This window comes from Streptomyces sp. NPDC058674 (assembly GCF_042716505.1).
GTDB lineage: Bacteria > Actinomycetota > Actinomycetes > Streptomycetales > Streptomycetaceae > Streptomyces.
In genome coordinates, this window is the sequence record NZ_JBHXSC010000060.1 from 22,054 (window position 1) to 43,612 (window position 21,559).

A 21,559-nucleotide genomic window follows, 5' to 3' on the forward strand; every position below is an offset into this window, starting at 1 on the left:
GCCCGCGGCACCGGGCCCGACCCTGGCGCAACCCTGATATCCCCCGCACACAAGTGGGGGGACGCCCTGATGCCGCGGCGCCCGCGCGCGTGTGACCATCGGTGGCATGCCCGTAGCCGCCGCACCCCGCACCCCGCACGCACCGGAGCCCCCGCCCGAGTCCGCGCCGCAGCGCAAGCTCTACCGCAGCGCCGACGGCCGGATGCTCGGCGGCGTCGCGCGCGGGCTCGCCGGGCACCTCGGGCTGCCCGTGATCTGGGTCCGGCTCGCCTTCCTCGGGCTGTTCATGTTCGGGGACGGCCTCGGCGTCCTGCTGTACGCGGCCTTCTGGGTGTTCGTCCCGCTCGGCATCGGCGGCCGCGCCGGGAACCGCACCTTCTTCGAGACGCTCGCCGACGGGAGCCGCCGGCTGCGCACACCCGACCGGGGGCAGATCGCCGCCCTGATCGCACTGTTCATCGGCGCCGGGATCTTCGTCTCCAAGGTCCAGCTCGGCGGTGAGTCCGGCCGCTACGTGTGGCCGACGCTGCTGGTCGGGGCCGGGGTGGTCCTCGTGTGGCGGCAGGCCGACAACGCCCGCCGGGCCCACTGGAACGCGGCCGCCGGCCGGCACGGACGCCTCCTGCAGACCGCCCGGGCGCTCGCGGGCGTCGTCCTGGTCTGCGTCGGGCTGACCGTCTTCATCGTCGTGCGGGGCTCCGCCGCCCAGCTGGGCAACGTCCTCACCGCCACCCTCGCCGTCCTCGTCGGGGTCGCCCTGCTGGCCGGGCCCTGGCTGATCCGGATGACCCAGGACCTCTCCGAGGAGCGGCTGATGCGCATCCGCGCCCAGGAGCGGGCCGAGGTCGCCGCCCACGTGCACGACTCGGTGCTGCACACCCTCACCCTGATCCAGCGGGGCGCGGAGGACGCGGGCGAGGTGCGCCGCCTGGCCCGGGCCCAGGAGCGCGAGCTGCGGAACTGGCTCTACAAGCCCGAGGGCACCGGCAAGGACGAGGCCGAGGAGCCCGCCACCCTGGCGGAGGCAGTGAAGAAGACCGCAGCGGAGGTGGAGGACCACCACGGGGTCCCGATCGAGGTCGTCGTCGTCGGCGACTGCCCGCTCGACGAGGGGCTGGCGGCGCAGGTCCAGGCCGCGCGCGAGGCGATGGTCAACGCGGCCAAGTACGGTGGCGACGGCGGGCCGGTACAGGTCTACGCCGAGGTCGAGGGACGGACGGTGTTCGTGTCCGTACGGGACCGCGGGCCGGGCTTCGACCTCGACGCGGTACCCGACGACCGCATGGGCGTACGAGAATCGATCATCGGCCGGATGCAGCGCAACGGCGGGACCGCACGGCTGCGGTCCGCGCCCGACGGCGGCACGGAAGTCGAGCTGGAGATGGAGAGGGCGGCGAACGCAGCATGACCGAGGAGAACGCACCCGCGGGAGAGACCAGGCGCGTCCGGGTGGTGCTCGTCGACGACCACCGGATGTTCCGCGCCGGCGTGCAGGCCGAGATCGGCGAGACCGACCGGACCGGCGTCGAGGTGGTCGGGGAGGCGGCCGACGTGGACCAGGCCGTCACCGTCATCACGGCCACCCGGCCCGAGGTGGTCCTGCTCGACGTCCACCTGCCCGGCGGCGGCGGGGTGGAGGTGCTGCGGCGCTGCGCCCCCCTGATGGCGGCGGCCGAGAACCCGGTGCGGTTCCTGGCCCTGTCGGTGTCCGACGCCGCCGAGGACGTCATCGGCGTCATCCGGGGCGGCGCGCGCGGCTACGTCACCAAGACCATCACCGGCGCCGACCTGGTGGACTCGGTCTTCCGGGTGCAGGACGGAGACGCGGTGTTCTCGCCGCGGCTGGCGGGCTTCGTCCTCGACGCCTTCGCCTCCACGGACGCCCCGCCGGTGGACGAGGACATGGACCGGCTCACGCAGCGGGAGCGCGAGGTGCTGCGGCTGATCGCGCGCGGATACGCGTACAAGGAGATCGCCAAGCAGCTGTTCATCTCGGTGAAGACGGTCGAGTCGCACGTCTCGGCGGTGCTCCGCAAGCTCCAGCTGTCGAACCGGCACGAGCTGACCCGCTGGGCGACCGCCCGCCGCCTGGTCTGATCCACAGGCCGCCTGGTCTGATCCGCCCGCCGCCTGGTCTGATCCGTGCGGCTCCGTCCCGTACGCCCGGTGTGCGTGCGGGACGTGTGACCCATGCCGCAGGGGCCGGGGGCAACCGGCGGACGGGGCGCCGTACTCTTGTGTGGCGTGATGAGCCTGACGGGGACGCCCCTCTTCGTGACGGTGGTAGCGCTGACCGCGGCCGCCGTCCTCCTGCCGCTCGCCGTGTGGAGCAAGGTGCGCGGCCCTGCCGTCGTACGCCTCGCCACCCGCTGCTCGATGGTCGTCTTCGCCCAGGCCACCGCCGTCGCGCTGGTGTTCGTGGGACTCAACCGCGACATGAACTTCTACGCCTCCTGGGGCGACCTGTTCGGCACGGGGAAGTACGTCACCGCCGCCCCCGACCTCGGCCCGGACGGCCTCGGCGGCAAGAGGATCGCCGAGGCGCCGAAGGTCCGCCAGCACTTCCAGCCCGTCGACGGGCTCGGGGGGCGGGTCCAGAAGACCGAGCTCGACGGCAAGGTCTCCGGGGTCAGGGGCGACGTCATGGTGTGGCTGCCGCCGCAGTACGACGACCCGGCGTACAAGGACAGGAAGTTCCCGGTGGTCGAGCTGATCCCCGGCATACCCGGAACGGGCAAGTCCTGGTTCCAGGGGCTCAAGGCGCACGAGGTGCTGGAGCCGCTGATGAAGAGCGGCAAGGTCCAGCCGTTCATCCTCGTCTCGCCGCGCGCCATGCTCCTGGGCAACGGGGACACCGGCTGTGCCAACCTCCCCGGCAAGGTCAACGCGGACAGCTGGTTCAGCGTCGACGTCCGCAAGATGGTCGTCGACAACTTCCGGGCCTCGGACGAGGCGCGCACCTGGGGCGTGGCCGGCTACTCGGCCGGCGCCTACTGCGCCGCCAAGCTGGCCATCGCCCACCCCGACCGCTACTCCGCGGCCGTCTCGCTGTCCGGCTACAACGACCCGGGTCAGGAGCCGTCCTCCCTGGTCGGCCAGGACCCGGAGCTGCGCCGCACCCACAACCTGGTGAACCTGCTCAAGGCCGCGCCGACGCCGCCGCCGGTCTCGCTGTGGATGTCGGGCGCCCAGCAGGACGGCTACCTGTCCGGGATGGACCTCAAGGCCGCGGCGCTGAGCCCGACCGCGGTGCACGCGGAGAAGGTGGCCGGCGGCCACAACCTGGAGTCCTGGTCGAAGCAGCTCCCGCAGACCTTCGGCTGGCTGAGCACGCAGGTCAAGGCGCCGTAGCGAGGGCGGCGGGCGGCGGGCTGCGGACGGCGGGCTCCGGACGGCGGCTGCGGGCCGCCGGGGGAGCGGGGCCGGGCGGGACCGCGGCTAGGCGGGGCGCGAGGCGCCGGCCCAGGGCATCGAGTCGAGCGGGGCCACCCGGACCGTCGAGCCGGGCCGCGGGGCGTGGATCATCTGGCCGTTGCCGATGTAGAGGCCCACGTGTGTGATCCCGGAGTAGAAGAAGACCAGGTCGCCGGGGGCCAGTTGGCCGCGCGAGACGCGCTGTCCGGTGTTGATCTGCGTGTAGGTGGTGCGGGGGAGGGACACCCCGGCCGACCGCCACGCCGCCTGGGTCAGCCCCGAGCAGTCGAAGGCGCCCGGCCCGGTCGCCCCCCAGACGTACGGCTTCCCGATCGCGCCGTACGCGAAGGCCACGGCGCGTGCGGCGCGCGAGCCGTCGGCCGGCGCCGGAGCCTTGCGCCGCGCAGCCGGGGCGGCGGCGCCCCGGGCGTCGTCCGCGGCGGCGCCGGGCGCGGGGGCCGCGGCGGCGGTCCGGGCCTCGTAGGCGGCGCGCTCCTCGGCGGTGAGCTTCGCCAGCAGCCGCTTGGCGGCGGTGAGCTTGGCCTCGGCCTGCGCCTTGTGCCCCGCCAGTTCGTCCCGGCGGGTGCGGAGCTCGGCGAGCCGTCCGGCCGCCTGGTCCCGCAGCTTCCCGACCTCGTCGAGCCGGCGGCGCACGGCGGTGATCCCCGCGGCGTTGCGGTCCCCGGCGCGGGCGATGAACGACGCCTGCGCGAGGTACTCCTGCGGGTCCGCCGCGAGGGCGAGCCGCACGGCGGTGCCCAGGGAACCGCTGCGGTACTGGGTGGCGGCGAGGGTGCCGAGGGCGCTGCGCGCCGTGTTGAGCCGGTCGGCCTTGCGGGCGGTCTCCTCGCGCAGCCCGGTCAGCGCCCGCTCGACCTCGTCGGCCTGCTGCTTCGCCCCGTTGTACCGCTCGGTCGCCGCCTCGGCCTCCTCGTAGAGCCGGTCCACCTCGGCCTCCACCCGGGCGGGGTCGGGGCGGGGGTCGGCCTGGGAGGTGCCTTCGAGCGCGGTGGCGGTGGCAGCGCCCGCGAGGGCGAGGGTGGCGGCGGTCCGTACGGTGCCGCCGGAGAACGGGCGCTGCCTGGGCTTTCGGTGACTGGCCACGAGGGCCTCACGTCCTTCCTCTGTCGGTGCTTGGAGGAGGACGCTAGACCCGCAGGTAACGGAGAGATGTCGAGATGATCGCAAGTGCTCCGATGCGACCGGATATGGCTGCGGCGGACCGGAGTGGATCAGGACCAGAGGGCGGCGATGACGATATTGACCACGGTCGGTCCACCGACCGCCCCGAACAGCGCCTTGTCCACCCGTTCCTCGTCGCGCTTGACGCGGACGAGGGCGAGGATCACGAAGTTTTCCGGGCCCGGGACCGGTTGTCGGTCCCGCCCCCTAGACTCGGAGGGCGATGAGCAGCCTCTTTGACGACAGTTTCCTGGCGGACCTCACCCCCTCCGACGAGGTCCCCCCGCCGCCCGAGGATCACCCCGCTCCGGAAACGGGCGCGGACGATCTCTTCGGGGGCCGCTTCGACACGCCCATGAGCGGGGACGCGTACTACCGGGACGGCGCCCCCAGGCCCGTCATCGACCCGGCGACGCTCCTCGAGGGCCTCAACACGGAGCAGAAGGCCGCCGTCGTGCACGCGGGGTCCCCGCTGCTCATCGTGGCCGGCGCCGGCTCAGGCAAGACCAGGGTGCTGACCCACCGCATCGGGCACCTGCTGTCCGCGCGGAACGTCCACCCCGGGCAGATCCTGGCGATCACCTTCACCAACAAGGCCGCCGGCGAGATGAGGGAGCGCGTCGAGGGCCTGGTCGGCCCCCGCGCCAACGCCATGTGGGTGTCCACCTTCCACAGCGCGTGCGTGCGCATCCTGCGCCGCGAGTCCAAGCGCCTGGGATTCACGTCCTCCTTCTCGATCTACGACGCGGCCGACTCCAAGCGGCTGATGGCGCTCGTCTGCCGCGACCTGGACCTGGACCCGAAGAAGTTCCCGCCGAAGGCCTTCAACGCCAAGGTCTCGAACCTCAAGAACGAGCTGATCGACGAGGAGGCCTTCGCCGACCAGGTCGCAGGGGGCGCCTCCCAGACGGAGTCCGGGGGAGGCTTCGAGAAGACCCTGGCCCAGGCGTACGCGATGTACCAGGGGCGGCTGCGCGAGGCCAACGCCCTCGACTTCGACGACATCATCATGACCACGGTCCACCTCCTCCAGGCGTTCCCGGACGTCGCCGAGCACTACCGGCGCCGCTTCCGGCACGTCCTCGTCGACGAGTACCAGGACACCAACCACGCCCAGTACACGCTCGTGCGCGAGCTGGTCGGCACCGGGTACCCGGACCTGCCGCCCGCCGAGCTGTGCGTGGTGGGTGACGCGGACCAGTCGATCTACGCCTTCCGCGGTGCGACGATCCGCAACATCCTCCAGTTCGAGGAGGACTACCCGGACGCGACGACGATCCTGCTGGAGCAGAACTACCGCTCCACGCAGACGATCCTCTCCGCCGCCAACGCGGTCATCGAGCGCAATGAGAACCGCCGCGCCAAGAACCTGTGGACCGACGCCGGCACCGGCTCCGTGATCACCGGCTACGTGGCGGACACCGAGCACGACGAGGCGCAGTTCGTCGCGGACGAGATCGACCGGCTGACGGACGCCGGCGACGCCAAGGCGGGCGACGTCGCGATCTTCTACCGGACGAACGCCCAGTCCCGCGTGTTCGAGGAGATCTTCATCCGGGTCGGCCTGCCCTACAAGGTCGTCGGCGGTGTGCGCTTCTACGAGCGCAAGGAGGTCCGCGACGTCCTCGCGTACCTGCGCGTCCTCGCCAACCCGGAGGACAACGTCCCGCTCCGCCGGATTCTGAACGTCCCCAAGCGCGGCATCGGCGAGCGCGCCGAGGCGATGATCGACGCCCTCGCGATGCGCGAGAAGATCACCTTTCCGCAGGCCCTGCGGCGCGTGGACGAGGCCTTCGGCATGGCGGCGCGCTCGACCAACGCGGTGAAGCGCTTCAACGTGCTGATGGAGGAGCTGCGCACGATCGTCGACTCGGGCGCGGGCCCGGCGGTGGTGCTGCAGGCGGTGCTGGAGCGTACGGGCTACCTCGCCGAGCTCCAGGCCTCGACCGACCCGCAGGACGAGACGCGGATCGAGAACCTCCAGGAACTGGCGGCCGTGGCCCTGGAGTTCGAGCAGGCGCGTGAGGCGGCGGCGGCCGAGGCGGCCACCGCGGCAGCGGAGGGCGAAGCGGCTGCCGACGCCGAGGGCACGGCGACGGCGGCCGCGACCGCTGCTGAGGCGGAGGCCGCTGCGGCTGCCGCGGCCGGGCCCGGGACCCTCGCCCAGTTCCTGGAGCAGGTCGCGCTCGTCGCCGACTCCGACCAGATCCCGGACGAGGAGACGGACGGCTCGGGCGTCATCACGCTCATGACGCTGCACACCGCCAAGGGCCTGGAGTTCCCGGTGGTCTTCCTGACCGGCATGGAGGACGGGGTCTTCCCGCACATGCGCGCGCTGGGCCAGACCAAGGAGCTGGAGGAGGAGCGCCGCCTGGCGTACGTCGGCATCACGCGCGCGCGGGAGCGGCTGTACCTGACCCGCTCCTCCATGCGCAGTGCGTGGGGGACCCCCTCGTACAACCCGCCGTCGCGGTTCCTGGAGGAGATCCCGGCCGAGTACCTGCAGTGGAAGCGCACCGGAGCCTCGCAGAAGCCGGCGGGCCCGATGCGCAGCTCGGGCTCGGGCTACGGTTCGGGTTCGGGCTACGGTTCGGGTTCCGGCGGCGGCAAGACGACCTTCGGCACCTCGCCCGAGTCGTTCCTGTCCTCGTCGCGCCGTGCCGCGGCGGGCCCCTCCGGCTTCGCCACGCGCCGGGCCACCGACAAGCCGGTCATCGCGCTGGTGGTCGGGGACCGGGTCACGCACGACCAGTTCGGGCTCGGCACCGTCATGGAGGTCAAGGGAGCGGGCGCCGACGCGCAGGCCACCATCGACTTCGGGGACGACAAGCCGAAGCGGCTGCTGCTGCGCTACGCGCCGGTGCAGAAGCTCTAGGACGCGGGGCGCCCCCCGCCGCCGAGCGGTGGGGGTGCCGAGCGGTGGGGGTTACGTGGGGTCCAGGCCGTGGCTGCGGAACCACGGCAGGGGGTCGACCGAGGACCCGCCGCCGGGCCGCACCTCGAAGTGGAGGTGCGGACCGGTGGAGTTGCCGGAGTTGCCGGAGTAGGCGATGACCTCGCCGGCCTTGACCTTGCCGCCCCGGATCTTGGTGCTGCTGAGGTGGCAGTACCAGGTCTCGGTTCCGTCGGGCGAGGTCAATATGGCCATGTTCCCGTAGGCGCTGTTGTACTGCGTGCGCACGGTGCCGTCGGTGGCGGCCATGACCGGGGTCCCGTAGGAGACCGGGAAGTCGATGCCGGTGTGCACGGACATCCACATGCCGCCGGCCTGTCCGTAGCTGGCGCTCAGTCCCTGCTGCACGACGGGGAGCGCGAACTTGGGGCGGGCGGCTTCCTTGGCCGCGGCCTCCTCCGCCTTCCTCTTCTTCTCCTCGTCCTGGCGCTGGCGCAGGTCGATGCGCTCCTGCGTGCGGCTCGCGCGGTCCGCGAAATCGCCGGCGTCGGCGCTGAGCGCCGCCAGCTGCGTGTCGAGCTTGGTGTTCGCGGCGAGCGGCTTCACCGAGGCCGGGTCGGGCGCGGCCATGGTGGTGGTGTCCTCGGCCGGCTTGTCCGTGTCGGTGAGGCCGCCGACGGAGGCGGCGGCGACGCCCGCGACGCCCATCACGCAGGCGGAGGGGACGGCCACGGTCAGCAGGGCGGAACGCTTCGCCTTCGTCTTCGCCGGGGTGCGGCGGCGGCTCACGACGACCGCTGCCGCCTTCGGGTCGGCCTTCGGGGCTGCCTTGGGGTTGCCCCGGCGCGCGGAGCGCGGGGCCGAGGGGGTCACCGGCATGGCCTGGGTGGGGAGGTCGTGCACCCGGGGCGTCTCGTCGGAGAGGACCTCGAAGACGGCGGTCTCGCTGTACTCCGCGGGCTCGGCCGCGCGGTCGGCGTCGCCGCCGGGCTCCGCGGTCTCGTAGGCGTAGTCGTCGGAGGCGGCCGCGTAGGTGTACTCCTGCGCGTATTCCTGCTGCGCGGCCTGCTGCTCGTGCCCGTACCCCTGGCCGTACTCCGGCGCGTACGCGTAGGTGTAGGCGGTCTCGGAACCGGCGGGGGCCGGGGTCTGCGCGGCGGTGTTCCAGGCGGTGGCGTCGTACGCACCGGTCTCCGGGCCGACGGTGGTGCCGTAGCCCGGCACCGCCCAGTGGCCGGTCTGCTCGGCGCAGGCGTCGTAGCCGAAGGCGGTGGGCTGCTGGTGATCGGCGGTGTAGCCGGAGGAGTCCGTGCCCGGAGTGTTCCAGGCGTTCGCGTCCCACTGGCCCGTGGTGTCCTCGGGGATGCCCTGGGCCGGGATCGTGGAGAGGTACGGGTCTTGCGAGGTCCACGCGGTGCTGTCGTACGAGCCGGTGTCGTACGAGCTGGTCTCATAGGAGCCGTAGGCTGCGTAGTTGACGCCTTGACCCTGCGTTTCATAGGAAACATAGGGGGAGTCACCAGCGAGAGTGGTGGTGTTGAGGCCGTCGTACCCGGCATCCGGGTACTGGCCCGACGGGGGGCGGTCGTTCACCAACTTCTCTTTCGCCTCGGCAGTGGGGGGCCTGGGTGGCCGGGGAATCAGAGGTTCCCCGGAGGAGAGCAGTGGCGCGACTGTACCCGGCGGTTACTCGCCAGGACAATCTTCACCGGGGTTCGGAATCTCCGGAACCGGGCATTCGGCCGCCTTTCGGTCGCTGAAAGACGCGGCCTTGGCCTTGAGTTCGAAATCCGTTCGACTGGATGTCGGTGTTCGGCTACGCGACGGCAGCGGTCTCGGTGCTCGCGACCGCGGCCGGAACGGGTCCGTCCAGGGTGCGCCGGACGGCCGCGATCACCGCGGGGTGGGCCGGAAGCGCGAGATGGCCTATACCGGTGACCTGCACGTTCTCCGCGAGGAGGTCCGGGTGCTCGATCCGTGCCGCCTCGGCGGGGGACATGACCCTGTCGAACCGGCTCCAGAACGCCACGCACCGGGTGGCGCAGCCGGGCGCGGGCTCGGCCAGCTCGGCCAACACCTCCGAGCCCGGACGCATCTGCCGCACCAGCGGGTGCGCGTTCATGAAAGGCGCGGCGCGGGTGCCGCAGTGCGGTGTACCGAGCGTGACCAGTGTCCGGACGAGGGCGTCGCCGCCGAGCCGCTGGACGTAGTAGCGCCCGATCAGTCCGCCGAGGCTGTGCCCGACCAGGTCCACCCGCTCCTGGCCGGTGCGCTCCCGCAGTTCCTCGACGCGCCGGGCGAGATGGCGGGCTGTGACGCGCAGGTCGCGGGTGAAGGGCGAGTAGTTGTACGCCTCCACGTGCCGCAGGCCGTCCGCCCCGAGGGCGCGGCGCAGCAGCACGAAAACGGACCGGTTGTCGGTGAAACCGTGGAGGAGCAGCACGGGCGGCCGCGTCGCGGGCGGTGCGGCGGCGACCTTCTCCTGGCGGACTCCGCTGGGGTACAGCAGGAGGTGCCCGCCCAGCACGACCACCTCGAGCGCGCCCGCTCGGAGCGCGGCGCCGGACACGGGCAGGAACAGCGCCATCGAGGGCCTCCCCTGAGCCTCTCGGGACGACGCCGGCCGCGCCCCCGTGCCGTTCGGCTGTCGGCGCGGTGGCGCGGCCGGTGAATCAACGCCGTCCCCCGTGTGATTTCCCCCTCCCGGTTGACCGCGAAACGGTGGCGTGCGCGATGCTGTACTTAACGTTCGTTCACTCGGGAGGCAGTGCGATGGGTGTGACCGGTCCGATCCGTGTGGTGGTGGCCAAGCCGGGTCTCGACGGCCACGACCGCGGTGCCAAGGTGATCGCCAGGGCGCTGCGGGACGCGGGCATGGAGGTCATCTACACCGGCCTCCACCAGACCCCCGAGCAGATCGTGGACACCGCCATCCAGGAGGACGCCGACGCGATCGGCCTCTCGATCCTCTCCGGCGCGCACAACACCCTGTTCGCGCGGGTGCTGGAGCTGTTGAAGGAGCGCGAGGCGGAGGACATCCAGGTCTTCGGCGGCGGGATCATCCCGGAGGACGACATCGCCCCCCTCAAGGCCAAGGGCGTGGCCGAGATCTTCACCCCGGGCGCGACGACGACGTCGATCGTGGAGTGGGTCCGCGCCCACGTCCGCCAGTAGCCCCCGTCCGCCAGGAGCCCTCGACGAGGCCGCGCCCTCACGCGCACGATTGCGCCTGCCGGCCGGCCTGTTCCGCCTGCCGGCCGTCCGGCGCCGGGCGATCACGGCCTGCCCCGCCCGGGGTACCGGGGCGGGGCAGGCCGGCAAGGCGGGCTGCGCCTGGCGCGCGTCCCGTTCTCGGGCCCCGCGGCGGCGCGCGAGCGGTCGGTGGGGGCGGGCCGGTCCGCGGGCGTCAGGCCGGGGTGAGTTCCGACAGCATCGTGCCGCGGAGCCGCAGCGTGGCCGCGAGGCGCTGGAAGGCCTCCGACCAGTACGTCGCGGCGCCCGGCGAGGCGTCCGGCGGGTCCTCCGCGGAGGCGGTCAACGCCTCCAGCAGGCCGGCTTCGGCCGGGTCCAGGCACCGCTCCGCCAGGCCCATCACCCCGCTGAAGCTCCACGGGTAGCTGCCCGCCTCCCGGGCCGCGTCCAGCGCGTCCACCACCGCCCGGCCCAGCGTGCCGGCCCACGGCACCAGGCACACCCCGAGCAGCTGGAAGGCCTCCGACAGGCCGTGGGCCCGTATGAACTCCGCGACCCACTCGGCGCGTTCCCCGTCGGGGAGGGTCTCCAGCAGTTTCGCCCGCTCCGCCATGGAGGCCGTCCCCGGCCCCGCCGCGGGCGGCGCGGACGGCGGGCCGAGCAGGGCCCGCGACCACGGGGCGTCACGCTGGCGCACCGCCGCCCGGCACCACGCCGCGTGCAGTTCCTCCGCCCAGGCGTCACCCCCGACCACCGGCAGCGCCACGATCTGGGCCGGGCCGAGCCCCCCGAACCGCTCCGACCAGCACGACAGCGGCGCCGCCTCCACCACCTGGCCCAGCCACCACGCCCGTTCCCCCCGGCCGGCGGGCGGCCGCTTGACCACGCCGTCCCGCAGCATCCCGGCGTCACACTCGGCCGGCGGGGTGAACCCCTCGGGTCCCACGCAGGCCAGGGCCCGCTCCGCCATCCTCCCGGCCAGCGCCGACCGCGGAAGCGCCGACAGCATTTCGGCGGCCGTCGCCCGGACATTGCGGCTGCGGTCGCCCAGGGCCGCCTCCAGGAACGGCTCGTCGCCCTCGGACAGCCCCGCCCTCAGCGAGTCGAGGAACATCAGCCGGTCCTCGGCCCGCTCGGTGGCCCAGGTCGCCGACAGCAGCCCCAGCGCCGCCGCCGGTTCGTGGGCCCGTACGGCGCCCAGCAGCGCCACCCGCTCCGCGAACAGCCCCTCCTGCCACAGCCGTTCCACCCCCGCCCGGTCGGTCGCGGTCGGCAGTTCGCCCGCGCCGCCCGCCCCGCCGCGCAGGGCGAAGCGCCAGTCCGGATTCAGCCGGGCCAGCCACAGCCCCCGGGTCCCGGCCAGGGCCAGTGCCTGCGGCCGCAGGTCCGTGCGGGCCCGGGCGGCGTCCAGCAGCGCCGGGACCAGCGCGGCCGGTGAGCGGTAGCCGTGCCGCCCGGCCGCGGCCAGCCACTGGGGCAGCAGCTCGGTGAGGTCCGGGCTCGCCCCCCGGCGGCCCGACCCGCCCCCGGCGGTCCGGTCGGCCAGGAGCTGCGCGAGCCGCCGCCGCGCCGCCTCCGGCGGCTCCGGCCGGGGGTCCCGGGGTGCGGGCTCGGGCCGGGCGGCCGCCTCGGCCGGCCGCAGCCCGGCCCGGCGCCGTACGGCGTGCACGGCGGCCGCGTCCAGCAGGGTCGCGGGCGAACCGGCGGGGCCCCCGCCCCGCCGCCGCTCGGTGCCCAGCAACGCGGCACCGACCAGCTCATCCCACTCCCCGTACCCCTCGTCCGGCTTCTCCATCGGACCCCTCCCTCTCGTGTACCGGTGCTCCGGTCCCGCCCCCTCCGCGGGACCGGAGCCGTCGGTGTCCCCGTCGTCCGTCCGTCTGCCTGTCCGTCTGTCCGTCAGCTCAGCTGGCGTGGTTGTCGTTCACAAAAGCCCCCCGGCTTTCTCGTCTCCACACGCCGGCGCCCCCGCGCCGCCGTGCCCTCCCCGGACGGCGCCCCCGCGCCGCGTCCCGCTCTCCTTCCCGCCGCCCTCGGGTGGCGGCACACGGGCCCCCAGGCCCCCTGCGATCTCTCCTTGTCGTCCCGGCCGCCTAGCCCAGCGGGACCGGCTCGGTCGAGCCCGGCTGCCAGGCGGTCAGCGGGGTGAAACCCCGGTGGCCGCATTCGCCGAACACCGTCACCGGGCCCCCGCCCGACAGTGCGGCCAGCTGCCACAGCCCCCCGCGGGAACGGCTGCCCGGCCCCGTGAGGGGCACCGGCAGGGCGTACGCGCCGTCCGCGTCCGCCAGTTGCCAGCCGAGCTCCCCCGGCACGGGCACCACCGGACCCAGCACCACCGGCCACGACTCCAGCCACGGGTCCTCCCGCAGCGCCGCTCCGTACGCCTCCAGTGCCGCCCCCGTGCCCACCCCGGCCGGCACCTCCGCGCACGGAGCCGCCGCGCCGAACCGCTCACCGAGGTCCGCCCGCAGCCCCGCCGTCCCGGGCCGGAAGCGGACTTCCGCCTCCAGCGCCAGGCCGACCGGCAGCGCCAGCCCCGGCGGCCGCCCCGGAGGACCGAAGTCCAGCACCATGGCGGGCCGCCCGCTCCCCGTCCCGCGCAGCCATGTCCGGCGGGTGGTGAGCCGGCCGTCCGGCGACACCGAGTCGTACTGGGCCAGCACCAGCCAGTGGTCCCGTACGGCCTCCCCCTCCCCGGAGGCCGGCAGTCCCACCCGGCTGCGCACGGTCGCCGCCAGCCCTTCCGGCAGCCCTTCCACCCCCAGCCAGGCCCGGTCCAGCAGGTGCAGCAGCGCCGCCTCCTCCAGCATCCTGGCGGGCCAGCCGGGGCCGCAACTGGGTATCGTCCCCAACTCCCGCACCCGGGAGGCCAGTCCCGGCGCCTGTGCGTCGACCATCCGGGCCGCGGTCTCCTCCCACACCGCGTAGCCGGCCTGCTCCTGACCCGCCAGGCCCCCGCGCAGCAGGTCGCCGAGGCGCCGCTCCAGCTCGGTGACACCCGCGCCGATCCGGGCCGCCCGTTTCGCCGCCCGCCGACGGGCCCCCTCCCCGTCCGCCGGCCGGTCCGCCCCGGCGGGCGGACGCGCTGCCCTCGCCGCGCGCTCCGCGAGCCAGTCCGCGGCCCAATCCGGCGCCTCCCCGGGCTCTCCCGCCCCGTCGGACGACCAGAGCAGCAGCAGTCCCAGCGCGTGCTTGCACGGGAACTTCCGGCTCGGACACGAGCACTTGTACGCCGGTCCCGTCAGGTCCACGACCGTCCGGTACGGCTTGCTGCCGCTGCCCTTGCACAACCCCCAGAGAGAACCGGAAGCGGAACCTCCGATCTCCGACCACGGACCCGCCCCGCCGAGTCGTCCCCCCGCCTTGCGTGAGGCATCGTCAGGAGCCAGGGCCAGTACCTGTTCCGCCGTCCAGCGGACCCCCTGCTCAGTCATGTGAACCACCGTACGGACCCCCACTGACAATCGATCTGACCTGCAAGAACGCTGTGGACGGGGGGCGTTGTCAGTGGGGTGGTGCACCGTGGAACCAGCAGTCGGGAACGGCTGCCGAGCATTGGAGGGGGAGCATGACCATGACCGGGAAGAACACGCACGCCGAGGTGCTGCGACCGCACGCCGAAGACGCCTTCGCCCACGAACTGAAAGCCCTGGAAGCGGCCGACGACCGGCCCCGACCGGCCCGCTGGAAGCTCTCCCCGTGGGCCGTCTCCACCTACCTGCTCGGCGGTGAACTCCCCGACGGCACGGTCGTCACCCCCAAGTACGTCGGCCCCCGCCGCATCGTCGAGGTCGCCGTCACCACACTGGCGACCGACCGCGCCCTGCTCCTGCTCGGCGTCCCCGGCACCGCGAAGACCTGGGTGTCCGAACACCTCGCCGCAGCCGTCAGCGGGGACTCCACCCTCCTCGTCCAGGGAACCGCCGGCACCCCCGAGGAGGCCGTCCGCTACGGCTGGAACTACGCCCGCCTCCTCGCCCACGGGCCCAGCCGCGAAGCCCTGGTCCCCAGCCCCCTCATGCGCGCCATGGCCGACGGGGCGACCGCCCGCGTCGAGGAGCTCACCCGCATCCCCGCCGACGTCCAGGACAGCCTGATCACCATCCTGTCCGAGAAGACCCTCCCGATACCGGAGCTCGGCCAAGAGGTCCAAGCCGTCCGCGGGTTCAACCTCATCGCCACCGCCAACGACCGCGACCGCGGGGTCAACGAACTGTCCAGCGCGCTGCGGCGCCGCTTCAACACCGTCGTGCTCCCGCTGCCCGCGACGGCCGACGCCGAGGTCGACATCGTCGCCCGCCGCGTCGACCAGATGGGCCGCGCCCTCGACCTGCCCACCGCACCCGAGGGCCTGGAGGAGATCCGCCGCGTCGTCACCGTCTTCCGGGAACTGCGCGACGGGGTCACCGACGACGGCCGGACGAAGGTCAAGTCCCCCAGTGGAACCCTCTCCACCGCCGAGGCCATATCGGTCGTCACCGGCGGACTGGCCCTGGCCGCGCACTTCGGCGACGGCGTGCTGCGCCCCTCCGACGTGGCCGCCGGGATCGTGGGTGCCGTCGTCCGCGACCCGGCCGCCGACAAGGTCGTCTGGCAGGAGTACCTGGAGGCCGTGGTCCGCGAGCGCGACGGGTGGAAGGACTTCTACCGCGCCTGCCGGGAGGTGACCGGATGAGTACGGCCGCGCGGGGGCCGCTGCTGCTGGGCGTACGGCACCACGGGCCGGGCTCGGCCCGCGCCGTGCGGGCCGCCCTCGACGCCGCCGCCCCGGAGGCGGTGCTCGTCGAGGGACCGCCCGAAGGGGACGCCCTGCTGGAGCTGGCCGACGACCCGGGGATGCGGCCGCCCGTCGCCCTGCTCGCGCACGCCGCCGACGACCCCGGCCGGGCCGCCTTCTGGCCGCTGGCCGACTTCTCCCCGGAGTGGGTGGCCATTCGCTGGGCCCGGGGGGCGGGCGTACCGGTGCGGTTCATCGACCTCCCGGCCGCGCACTCGCTGGCCGCCGCCGGGGGGCAGGACCCGGACGCGGGGGACTCCGTGCGCCTGGACCCGCTCGCGGTGCTCGCGGAGACCGCCGGGTACGACGACCCCGAGCGCTGGTGGGAGGACGTCGTCGAACACCGGGGCGCCGCTCCGGGGGAGCGGCGGGACCCGCTCGGCGCGTTCGAGGCGCTCGCGGAGGCGATGGGCGCCCTGCGCGAGGCGTACGGCGACGGGGGCCACCCCCGAGACGTGGTCCGCGAGGCGTACATGAGGCAGCGGATGCGGGCCGCCCGCCGGGAGTTCGGCGACGCCTACGCCGTGGTGTGCGGGGCCTGGCACGTCCCTGCGCTGCGGGCCGGGACCACCGTCGCCGCCGACCGCGCGCTGCTCACCGGCCTGCCCAAGGTCAAGGTGGAGACGACCTGGGTGCCGTGGACCCACCGCAGGCTCGCGCGGGCCGGCGGGTACGGCGCCGGGATCGCCTCGCCCGGCTGGTACGCCCACCTCTTCGCGGCCCCCGACCGCCCCGTGGAGCGCTGGCTGACCAAGGTCGCCGGCCTGCTCCGGGAGGAGGACCGGCAGGTCTCCCCGGCACACGTCATCGAGGCGGTCCGGCTGGCCGACACCCTGGCCGCGCTGCGCGGCCGGCCGCTGGCCGGGCTCACCGAGACCCTGGAGGCCGTCCGGGCGGTCATGTGCGACGGTTCCGACGTGCCCCTCGCGCTGATCATGGACCGGCTGGTCGTCGGCGACGTCCTCGGCGAGGTTCCGGACGCGGCGCCCGTCGTCCCGCTGATGCGCGACCTGACCCGGCGGCAGCGCTCCCTGCGGCTCAAGGCGGAGCCGCAGGACCGGGAGCTGGAGCTCGACCTGCGCAAGGACACCGACACCGCCAAGTCCCTCCTGCTGCACCGGCTGCGGCTCCTCGGCATCGAGTGGGGCACGCCCACCGCGTCGAGGGGCGGCACCGGCACCTTCCGGGAGACCTGGCGGCTGCGCTGGGAGCCCGAGCTGTCGGTACGGGTCGCCGAGGCCGGGATCTGGGGCACCACCGTCCTCGCGGCGGCGACCGCACGGGCCGAGGCGGACGCGGCGGGCGCCGCGGAGCTGGGCGAGGTCACGGCGCTGGCCGAGCGGTGCCTGCTCGCCGGGCTCTCCGGGGCACTGCCCGCGGTGCTGCGCGCCCTCGCGGACCGCGCCGCGCTGGACACCGACGTGGCACGGCTGGCCGAGGCGCTGCCGGCGCTGGCCCGTTCGCTGCGGTACGGCGATGTCCGCGGCACGGACGCGGCGGCGCTCGGCACGGTGGCGGCCGGGCTCGCCGAGCGGATATGCGTCGCGCTGCCGCCCGCCTGCGCGACCGGTCTGGACGCCGACGCGGCGGCGGAGCTGCGCGGCCACGTGGACGGCGTGCACGGGGCCGTCGGGCTGCTGGCCGACGCGGACGAGGGGCTCCGGGAGCGCTGGTCCGCGGTGCTGCGGACGCTCGCCGGCCGGGACACCGTTCCGGGCCTCATACGAGGGCGGGCGGCCCGGCTGCTGCTCGACGAGGGACGGCTGCCCGCCGGGGAGACCGCCCGGCTGATGGGCCTCGCGCTGTCGCCGGCGGCCGCCCCGGCCGACGCGGCCGGCTGGATCGAGGGTTTCGCGGGCGGCGGCAGCGGCGGCGGGACGCTGCTGGTCCACGACGACCGGCTGCTCGGGCTGATCGACGCCTGGCTGACGGGGGTGCCGGAGCGGGCCTTCACGGACGTACTGCCGCTGCTGCGCCGCACGTTCGGGGCGTACGAGCCGGGCGTGAAGCGGACCCTGGGCGAGCTGGTCCGGCGCGGCCCGGGCGGCCCGGCCTCGCCGACCGGCCCGGGCGCGGCCCCCGAGGGCTTCGCCCCGGAGCTGGACCCGGCCCGGGCCGACGCGGTGGTGGCCCTGGTCCGACTGCTGCTCGGCGCCGCGATGCCGCCGGGCGAGCCCGAGCTGGCCTCGGCACCGACCTGACAACGACCACGACCCCGCCGGCCCGCCGGCCGAAGCCGGGCACCGAGCGGCTGCGGCGCGGCTGTTGGCGGTACGGCTCGCCGCGGGGGGCGGCGGCCTGGGGGCGCGGGGACGGGGCGGGGTGAGGGGGGTACGGGGGCGGGAGCGGATTCCGGCAGGGGTCGGGTGCAGGGAAGAGCGGCTGTGCGGGCCGCGGACACGACGAGCGACGAAGGCAGGGGGACGGGCAGATGACCGGTACGGACGGCGGCACGGTGGTGCGGGGCGCGGCGGCGGGCGACGGGCGGGAAGCGACCGCCGGAGCCGCGGGCGGCCGGGACGCGGGGGAGCGGCTGCGGCGGTGGCGGCTGGTGCTCGGCGGGGGCGAGGCGGACGGCACCGGCTGCACGCTCACCGGGCGGGACGCGGGCATGGACGCCGCCCTCGGGGCGCTCTACGGCGGGGGCGCCGGCTCCACCCGCAAGGCCGCGGGGGAGCGGTCGGCCGGACTCGGCGGGTCCGCCCCGCAGGTGGCCCGTTGGCTCGGGGACATCCGTACGTACTTCCCGACGTCCGTCGTCCAGGTCATGCAGCGCGACGCGATCGAACGGCTCGGCCTCTCCGCGCTGCTTCTGGAGCCGGAGATGCTGGAGGCCGTCGAGCCGGACGTCCATCTGGTCGGCACCCTGCTCTCCCTGAACAAGGCGATGCCCGAGACCACCCGGGAGACCGCGAGGGCCGTGGTCCGCACCGTGGTCCGCCGGTTGGAGCAGCGGCTCGCGGCCCGTACCCGGGCCACCCTCACGGGAGCCCTGGACCGTTCCGCCCGGGTCAGCCGACCCCGCCACCACGACATCGACTGGAACCGCACGATCCGGGCCAACCTCAAGAACTACCTGCCCGAACACCGCACCGTCGTGCCCGAGCGCCTGATCGGATACGGCCGGGCGGCGCAGTCCGTCAAGAAGGAGGTGATCCTCTGCATCGACCAGTCGGGTTCGATGGCGGCGTCGGTCGTCTACGCCTCCGTCTTCGGAGCGGTCCTCGCCTCCATGCGCTCGATCGCCACCCGCCTCGTCGTCTTCGACACCGCGGTCGTGGACCTGACGGACCAGCTCGACGACCCGGTGGACGTCCTCTTCGGCACCCAGCTGGGCGGCGGCACCGACATCAACCGGGCCCTCGCCTACTGCCAGTCGAAGATCACCCGTCCCGCGGACACCGTGGTCGTCCTGATCAGCGACCTCTACGAGGGCGGCATCCACAACGAGATGCTGGGCCGGGTGGCCGCGATGAAGGGCTCCGGAGTCGAGTTCGTGACGCTGCTCGCGCTGTCCGACGAGGGGGCCCCCGCCTACGACCGGGAGCACGCCGCGGCCCTCGCCGCGCTCGGCGCCCCCGCCTTCGCCTGCACCCCCGACCTGTTCCCGGAGGTGATGGCCGCGGCGCTGGAGAAGCGCCCGCTGCCCGTGCCCTGACGGCGTACCGGCGGCGTCGCGACGCCGTCCGCCGCGACCGTGCGGAATCGGCAGATCACACGAAGTTCCAGCTCAACCGTGAGGCGATCTGTGACAGGTATCACCGCTCAGGTGTGATCTGCGATTTAGGGACCCACGTCCCACGGGGATAACCTGCGGGACGGACATGCCGCGTCCACGGTCACCGTGTGCGCCTTCCTTGTGACAGCGCCGTCACGTTGCCCTCCGCGGCACGCCCACGCAGATAGCAGAAAACCGCGAATCACTGCGAATCTTTGAAGACAAGGGACGGACGCGCGTGGACCTGTTCGAGTACCAGGCGAGGGACCTCTTCGCCAAGCACGGTGTACCGGTGCTGGCCGGTGAAGTCATCGACACGCCTGAGGCGGCTCGCGAGGCCACCGAGCGGCTGGGCGGCAAGTCGGTCGTCAAGGCGCAGGTGAAGGTCGGCGGCCGAGGCAAGGCCGGCGGCGTGAAGCTGGCGGCGACCCCGGACGAGGCCGTCGCCCGGGCGACGGACATCCTCGGCATGGACATCAAGGGCCACACGGTCCACAAGGTGATGATCGCCGAGACCGCTCCCGAGATCCTGGAGGAGTACTACGTCTCGTACCTCCTCGACCGCACCAACCGCACCTTCCTGGCCATGGCCTCGGTGCAGGGCGGCATGGACATCGAGGAGGTCGCGGAGAAGACCCCCGAGGCCCTCGCGAAGGTCCCGGTCAACGCCAACGAGGGCGTGACCATCGAGAAGGCCCGCGAGATCGTCGCCCAGGCGAAGTTCCCGGCCGAGGTCGCGGAGAAGGTCGCCGAGGTCCTCGTGACCCTGTGGGACACCTTCATCGCCGAGGACGCGCTGCTCGTTGAGGTGAACCCGCTCGCGAAGGTCGCCAACGGCGACGTCATCGCGCTCGACGGCAAGGTCTCGCTCGACGAGAACGCCGAGTTCCGCCAGCCGGGCCACGAGGAGTTCGTGGACCACGCGGCCGCGAACCCGCTCGAGGCCGCCGCCAAGGCGAAGAACCTCAACTACGTGAAGCTCGACGGCGAGGTCGGCATCATCGGCAACGGCGCGGGTCTCGTCATGAGCACCCTCGACGTGGTCGCGTACGCCGGTGAGAACCACGGCGGCGTCAAGCCCGCCAACTTCCTGGACATCGGCGGTGGCGCCTCCGCCGCCGTCATGGCCAACGGTCTCGAGATCATCCTCGGTGACCCGGACGTCAAGTCCGTGTTCGTCAACGTCTTCGGTGGTATCACCGCGTGTGACGAGGTCGCCAACGGCATCGTCCAGGCGCTGGCCCTGCTGGAGGAGAAGGGCGAGGCGGTCACCAAGCCGCTCGTCGTCCGTCTCGACGGCAACAACGCCGAACTGGGTCGCAAGATCCTCTCCGACGCCAACCACCCGCTGGTGCAGCGCGTGGACACCATGGACGGCGCGGCCGACAAGGCCGCCGAGCTCGCGGCTGCGAAGTAAGGGCAGAGGTCACAGACTCACATGGCTATCTTCCTCAACAAGGACAGCAAGGTCATCGTCCAGGGCATGACCGGTGCCACGGGCATGAAGCACACCAAGCTGATGCTGGCTGACGGCACGAACATCGTCGGCGGCGTCAACCCGCGCAAGGCCGGCACCACCGTCGACTTCGACGGCACCGAGGTCCCGGTCTTCGGCTCGGTCAAGGAGGCGATCGAGGCCACCGGCGCGAACGTGTCCGTCCTCTTCGTCCCGCCGGCCTTCGCCAAGGCCGCCGTCGTCGAGGCGATCGACGCCGAGATCCCGCTGGCCGTCGTCATCACCGAGGGCATCGCGGTGCACGACTCCGCCGCCTTCTGGTCGTACGCGACCGCCAAGGGCAACAAGACGCGGATCATCGGCCCGAACTGCCCGGGTCTGATCACCCCCGGCCAGTCCAACGCCGGCATCATCCCGGGCGACATCACCAAGCCCGGCCGCATCGGTCTCGTGTCCAAGTCCGGCACGCTGACCTACCAGATGATGTACGAGCTGCGCGACATCGGCTTCTCCTCCGCCGTCGGCATCGGTGGCGACCCGGTCATCGGCACCACGCACATCGACGCGCTCGAGGCCTTCGAGGCGGACCCCGACACCGACCTGATCGTCATGATCGGCGAGATCGGCGGCGACGCCGAGGAGCGTGCGGCGGACTACATCGCCAAGCACGTCACCAAGCCGGTCGTCGGTTACGTCGCGGGCTTCACCGCCCCCGAGGGCAAGACCATGGGCCACGCGGGCGCCATCGTCTCCGGTTCCTCCGGCACCGCGCAGGCCAAGAAGGAGGCCCTCGAGGCCGCCGGCGTCAAGGTCGGCAAGACGCCGACCGAGACGGCGGAGCTGGCGCGCGCCATCCTCAACGCCGCGCAGTAGTTCCTGCCGGCAGTACGCACGTACGGGCGTGGCCCGCACCCTCCTGGGTGC

Annotated in this window: 15 protein-coding genes; 10 read left to right on the plus strand and 5 right to left on the minus strand. The window is 73.6% G+C overall.

Going from position 1 to position 21,559, the window contains the following annotated elements; all coding sequences use genetic code 11:
- Positions 1 to 106: 106 nt before the first annotated feature.
- The 3 genes from ACFWU6_RS25910 (at position 107) to ACFWU6_RS25920 (ending at position 3,351) form a co-directional block, all read left to right on the plus strand.
- Positions 107 to 1,408, plus strand: a complete 1,302-nt coding sequence (locus ACFWU6_RS25910) for a PspC domain-containing protein (protein WP_383983329.1) — start codon at positions 107 to 109, stop codon at positions 1,406 to 1,408.
- Positions 1,405 to 2,097 carry a LuxR C-terminal-related transcriptional regulator gene (locus ACFWU6_RS25915; RefSeq protein WP_383810244.1) on the plus strand — a complete coding sequence of 231 codons (693 nt, stop codon included), beginning with the start codon at positions 1,405 to 1,407 and terminating at the stop codon, positions 2,095 to 2,097. The genes ACFWU6_RS25910 and ACFWU6_RS25915 overlap by 4 nt, the downstream gene beginning before the upstream one ends.
- A gap of 150 nt (positions 2,098 to 2,247) precedes the next feature.
- Positions 2,248 to 3,351 carry an alpha/beta hydrolase gene (locus tag ACFWU6_RS25920; protein ID WP_383983350.1) on the plus strand — a complete coding sequence of 368 codons (1,104 nt, stop codon included), beginning with the start codon at positions 2,248 to 2,250 and terminating at the stop codon, positions 3,349 to 3,351.
- 87 nt (positions 3,352 to 3,438) lie between these two features.
- Here the strand turns inward: ACFWU6_RS25920 and ACFWU6_RS25925 are convergent, their stop codons facing one another.
- The gene (locus ACFWU6_RS25925; protein ID WP_383983331.1) at positions 3,439 to 4,518 is read right to left on the minus strand and encodes an NlpC/P60 family protein; all 1,080 of its coding nucleotides are present in this window, start codon (positions 4,516 to 4,518) and stop codon (positions 3,439 to 3,441) included.
- Positions 4,519 to 4,819: 301 nt separating this feature from the next.
- Between ACFWU6_RS25925 and ACFWU6_RS25930 the strand changes: the two genes are divergently transcribed.
- Positions 4,820 to 7,471 (plus strand): ATP-dependent DNA helicase, encoded by a 2,652-nt coding sequence (locus ACFWU6_RS25930; protein ID WP_383983332.1) that lies wholly within the window; start codon positions 4,820 to 4,822, stop codon positions 7,469 to 7,471.
- A 51-nt stretch (positions 7,472 to 7,522) separates the two neighbouring features.
- Here the strand turns inward: ACFWU6_RS25930 and ACFWU6_RS25935 are convergent, their stop codons facing one another.
- Entirely contained in the window at positions 7,523 to 9,082 is a 1,560-nt protein-coding gene (locus ACFWU6_RS25935; RefSeq protein ID WP_383983334.1) for a M23 family metallopeptidase, read from the minus strand.
- A 223-nt stretch (positions 9,083 to 9,305) separates the two neighbouring features.
- Positions 9,306 to 10,076, minus strand: a complete 771-nt coding sequence (locus ACFWU6_RS25940; protein WP_383983336.1) for an esterase/lipase family protein — start codon at positions 10,074 to 10,076, stop codon at positions 9,306 to 9,308.
- Positions 10,077 to 10,261: 185 nt separating this feature from the next.
- On the opposite strand from ACFWU6_RS25940, the gene ACFWU6_RS25945 reads away from it, so the two are divergent.
- Positions 10,262 to 10,663: a cobalamin B12-binding domain-containing protein gene (locus ACFWU6_RS25945; RefSeq protein ID WP_383812944.1), complete on the plus strand. Its 402-nt coding sequence runs from the start codon at positions 10,262 to 10,264 to the stop codon at positions 10,661 to 10,663.
- A gap of 232 nt (positions 10,664 to 10,895) precedes the next feature.
- Here the strand turns inward: ACFWU6_RS25945 and ACFWU6_RS25950 are convergent, their stop codons facing one another.
- Positions 10,896 to 12,476: a DUF5691 domain-containing protein gene (locus tag ACFWU6_RS25950; protein ID WP_383983338.1), complete on the minus strand. Its 1,581-nt coding sequence runs from the start codon at positions 12,474 to 12,476 to the stop codon at positions 10,896 to 10,898.
- Between the two features lie 298 nt (positions 12,477 to 12,774).
- Positions 12,775 to 14,118, minus strand: coding sequence for an SWIM zinc finger family protein (locus tag ACFWU6_RS25955; protein ID WP_383983340.1), 1,344 nt, complete (start codon positions 14,116 to 14,118; stop codon positions 12,775 to 12,777).
- Positions 14,119 to 14,252: 134 nt separating this feature from the next.
- On the opposite strand from ACFWU6_RS25955, the gene ACFWU6_RS25960 reads away from it, so the two are divergent.
- From ACFWU6_RS25960 to sucD, 5 genes are all read left to right on the plus strand, one after another.
- Positions 14,253 to 15,359, plus strand: coding sequence for an AAA family ATPase (locus tag ACFWU6_RS25960; protein ID WP_383983342.1), 1,107 nt, complete (start codon positions 14,253 to 14,255; stop codon positions 15,357 to 15,359).
- Complete coding sequence (locus ACFWU6_RS25965) at positions 15,356 to 17,662, plus strand: DUF5682 family protein (protein WP_383983344.1); 2,307 nt, start codon at positions 15,356 to 15,358, stop codon at positions 17,660 to 17,662. The genes ACFWU6_RS25960 and ACFWU6_RS25965 overlap by 4 nt, the downstream gene beginning before the upstream one ends.
- 230 nt (positions 17,663 to 17,892) lie before the next feature.
- The gene (locus ACFWU6_RS25970) at positions 17,893 to 19,119 is read left to right on the plus strand and encodes a VWA domain-containing protein (RefSeq protein WP_383983346.1); all 1,227 of its coding nucleotides are present in this window, start codon (positions 17,893 to 17,895) and stop codon (positions 19,117 to 19,119) included.
- Between the two features lie 298 nt (positions 19,120 to 19,417).
- A complete protein-coding gene (gene sucC / locus ACFWU6_RS25975; RefSeq protein WP_383812807.1) occupies positions 19,418 to 20,596 on the plus strand; it encodes an ADP-forming succinate--CoA ligase subunit beta in 1,179 nt (392 codons plus the stop codon).
- Positions 20,597 to 20,617: 21 nt separating this feature from the next.
- Positions 20,618 to 21,508 carry a succinate--CoA ligase subunit alpha gene (gene sucD / locus ACFWU6_RS25980; protein ID WP_383812805.1) on the plus strand — a complete coding sequence of 297 codons (891 nt, stop codon included), beginning with the start codon at positions 20,618 to 20,620 and terminating at the stop codon, positions 21,506 to 21,508.
- Positions 21,509 to 21,559 lie beyond the last annotated feature (51 nt).